At 71.9% G+C, this 3,233-nt stretch carries 2 protein-coding genes and 1 pseudogene; all 3 read left to right on the top strand.

Annotated features, from left to right (window positions below):
- The first annotated feature begins 97 nt into the window (after positions 1-97).
- Positions 98-775 carry an ABC transporter permease subunit gene (locus tag Q4I23_RS31775; protein WP_498528874.1) on the top strand — a complete coding sequence of 226 codons (678 nt, stop codon included), beginning with the start codon at positions 98-100 and terminating at the stop codon, positions 773-775.
- 14 nt (positions 776-789) lie between these two features.
- Entirely contained in the window at positions 790-2,106 is a 1,317-nt protein-coding gene (locus Q4I23_RS31770) for an ABC transporter ATP-binding protein (protein WP_498528873.1), read from the top strand.
- 88 nt (positions 2,107-2,194) lie between these two features.
- Positions 2,195-3,193, top strand: a pseudogene (locus Q4I23_RS31765) (helicase-related protein); the annotation flags it as partial.
- Positions 3,194-3,233: the final 40 nt, after the last annotated feature.

Raw genomic sequence — 3,233 nt, 5'->3', positions numbered from 1 at the left:
GCGTATAATCGTCGGCAGCGTCAGATGTGTATAAGAGACAGACCAAGTGTGGTACGCGGTCGTCTCGGCGGCAGCGCTCGGCCTGGGCTGGACCCTGGTGAGCTTCATCGCCGGCGGCGCCAGCTGGAGCGACGTCGGGACCGCGCTGCTGCTCGGGGCGGCGACCCTGCTGCGCGTCGTGGTGCTGATCGCCATCGCCTCGTTCGTCTGGGTGCCGCTCGGCGTGCTGATCGGGCTGCGCCCGCGCCTCGCCGAGGCGGTGCAGCCGCTGGCGCAGTTCCTGGCGGCCTTCCCGGCCAACCTGCTGTTCCCGGTCGCCGTCGTCGCCATCCTGCGCTTCGACCTGAACCCGGACGTCTGGCTCAGCCCGCTGATGATCCTCGGCACGCAGTGGTACATCCTGTTCAACGTCGTCGCCGGAACCTCCGCCTTCCCCAGCGACCTGAAGGAGGCGGCCTCCAGCTTCCGCATCCGCGGCTGGCAGTGGTGGCGCGACGTCATGCTGCCCGGCGTCTTCCCCTACTACCTGACCGGTGCGGTGACCGCGGCCGGCGGTTCGTGGAACGCCAGCATCGTCGCCGAGGCGGTGCGCTGGGGCGACGCCGAGGTCACCGCGCACGGGCTGGGCAGCTACATCGCCCAGGCGACCGCCGCGGGGGACTACCCGCGCATCGTGCTCGGCATCGCCGTGATGTCCCTGTTCGTCACCCTGCTCAACCGGCTGCTCTGGCGTCCGCTCTACGGCTACGCCGAACGCCGCCTGCGCCTTGCCTGACGGAGGCCGTACCCATGACGCAGAACTCGCCCCTTTTCGAACTCCGCGACGTCCGGCAGGCCTACCGCAAGCCGTCCGACCAGCAGTATGTCGTGCTCGACGGCGTGGACCTGACGCTGCGCGACGGCGAGATCGTCGGGCTGCTCGGCCGCTCCGGCTCGGGCAAGTCCACGCTGCTGCGCATCGTCGCCGGGCTGGCGCGGCCGACCTCCGGACAAGTCCTGCACCACGGCGCGCCGGTGGCCGGGCCGACCGACGGGGTGGCGATGGTGTTCCAGTCCTTCGCGCTGTTCCCCTGGCTGACCGTCGAGGAGAATGTGCTGGCCGGGCTGAAGGCGCTGCGCGTTCCCGCGAACGAGGCGGCGGCGCGCGCCGAGGAGGCCATCGACCTGATCGGCCTGTCGGGCTTCGAGAACGCCTACCCCAAGGAGCTGTCCGGCGGGATGCGCCAGCGCGTCGGCTTCGCCCGCGCGCTGGTGGTCCATCCGGAAATCCTGCTGATGGACGAGCCCTTCTCGGCGCTCGACGTGCTGACGGCGGAAACGCTGCGCACCGACCTGCTCGACCTGTGGATGGAGCGCAAGCTGCCGACCCGGTCGATCCTGATGGTCACCCACAACATCGAGGAGGCGGTGCTGATGTGCGACCGCATCCTGGTCTTCGCCTCCAACCCGGGCCGCGTGGCGGCGGAGATCCGGGTGGACATCCCGCACCCGCGCAACCGGCTGGCCCCGGACTTCCGCGATCTGGTCGATGACATCTACGGCCGGATGACCACGCGCAAGCCGCTGACCGCACCGGCGACGGCACCGGGGACAACGGCCGGGCGTCCGCGTCCGGTCTACGCCGAGCCGCTCCAGCACGTCTTGACGAACCTGCTGTCCGGCCTGATGGAGACGCTGGCCGCCCCGCCCTACCAGGGCAAGGCGGACCTGCCGCACCTCGCGGCGGCGCTGCGGCACGAGATCGACGACCTCTTCCCCATCGCCGAGACGCTCCAGATGCTCGGATTCGCCGAGGTGGCGGAGGGCGACATCCGGCTGACCGAACCGGGCCACCTGTTCGCCGAGGCCGGGATGGACGACCGCAAGGCGCTGTTCGCCGAGCATCTGGTCCATTTCGTGCCGCTCGCCGCGCACATCGACGCCGCCCTGGCGGAGCGCCCCGACCACCGCGTTCCCTACGCCCCCTTCGCCCGCGAGCTGGAAGCCTTCATGAGCGAGGACTACGCCGAGGAGACGCTGAACGCGGTGACCGGCTGGGCGCGCTACGCCGAGCTGTTCACCCACGACACCGAGGCCGGGGTCTTCTGCCGGGAGGAGGCCGAATAGCCGCCAACGCCCGGCGGAAGGCTTGACCGGGGCGCTCGCCGCTGCCAGGAACACGGGCGGCGCCCTTCTCCACCATCCTGCAGTGTCCATGAGCATCCCGCCCCTTCCCATCGACCCCGTGCTTCCCGAGCTGCTGGCCGCGCTGGACGGGCGCGGCGTGGCGGTGCTCCAGGCGCCGCCGGGGGCGGGCAAGACGACCCGCGTGCCGTTGGCCCTGCTCGACCGGCCCTGGCTGGCCGGGCGCAAGGTGATCGTGCTGGAGCCGCGGCGGCTGGCCGCCCGCGCCGCCGCCCGCCGCATGGCCGCGATGCTGGGGGAAGGCGTCGGCGAGACGGTCGGCTACCGCGTGAGGCTGGACACCAAGGTTGGCCCGAAGACCCGGATTGAGGTGGTGACCGACGGTCTGTTCCTCCGCCAGCTTCAGGAGGACCCCGAATTGCCGGCGGTCGGCGCCGTGCTGTTCGACGAGTTCCACGAGCGCGGCATCGACAGCGATCTGGCGCTGGCCCTGGTGCATGAGGCGCGCGGCGCGCTGCGCGACGACCTGCGGCTGGTGGTGATGTCGGCGACGCTGGACGGCGGCCCGGTCGCCGCCCTGCTCGGCGACGCCCCGATGGTGACCAGCGCGGGCCGCGCCTTTCCGGTTGAGACCCGCCATCTCGACGCCCCCGCCGCCGGAACCCGCATTGAGGACGCCGTGGCCGCCGCCGTCCGCCGCGCCCTGCGCGAGGAGACCGGCAACGCGCTGGTCTTCCTGCCCGGCGCCGGGGAGATCCGGCGGGTGCAGAGCCTTCTGGAGAGCGGGGACCTCGGCCCCGGCACGGTGATCGCCCCGCTCTACGGCGACCTGACGGCGGACGCCCAGGACCGCGCCATCGCCCCCAGCCCGCCGGGCACGCGCAAGATCGTGCTCGCCACCCCCATCGCCGAGACCAGCCTGACCATCGAGGGCATCCGCATCGTCGTGGACGGCGGGCTGATGCGCGTCCCCCGCTTCGACCCGCGCAGCGGCATGACGCGGCTGGTCACCGCCAAGGTCTCCCAGGCCTCGGCGGAGCAGCGGCGGGGCCGCGCCGGCCGGCTGGAGCTGTCTCTTATACACATCTCCGAGCCCACGAGACTATAAC

This window comes from Azospirillum sp. UFLA03-27, assembly GCF_059803775.1.
Note: the sequence above shows the minus strand (reverse complement) of the source record. Positions and strands in the feature narration are given on the sequence as shown.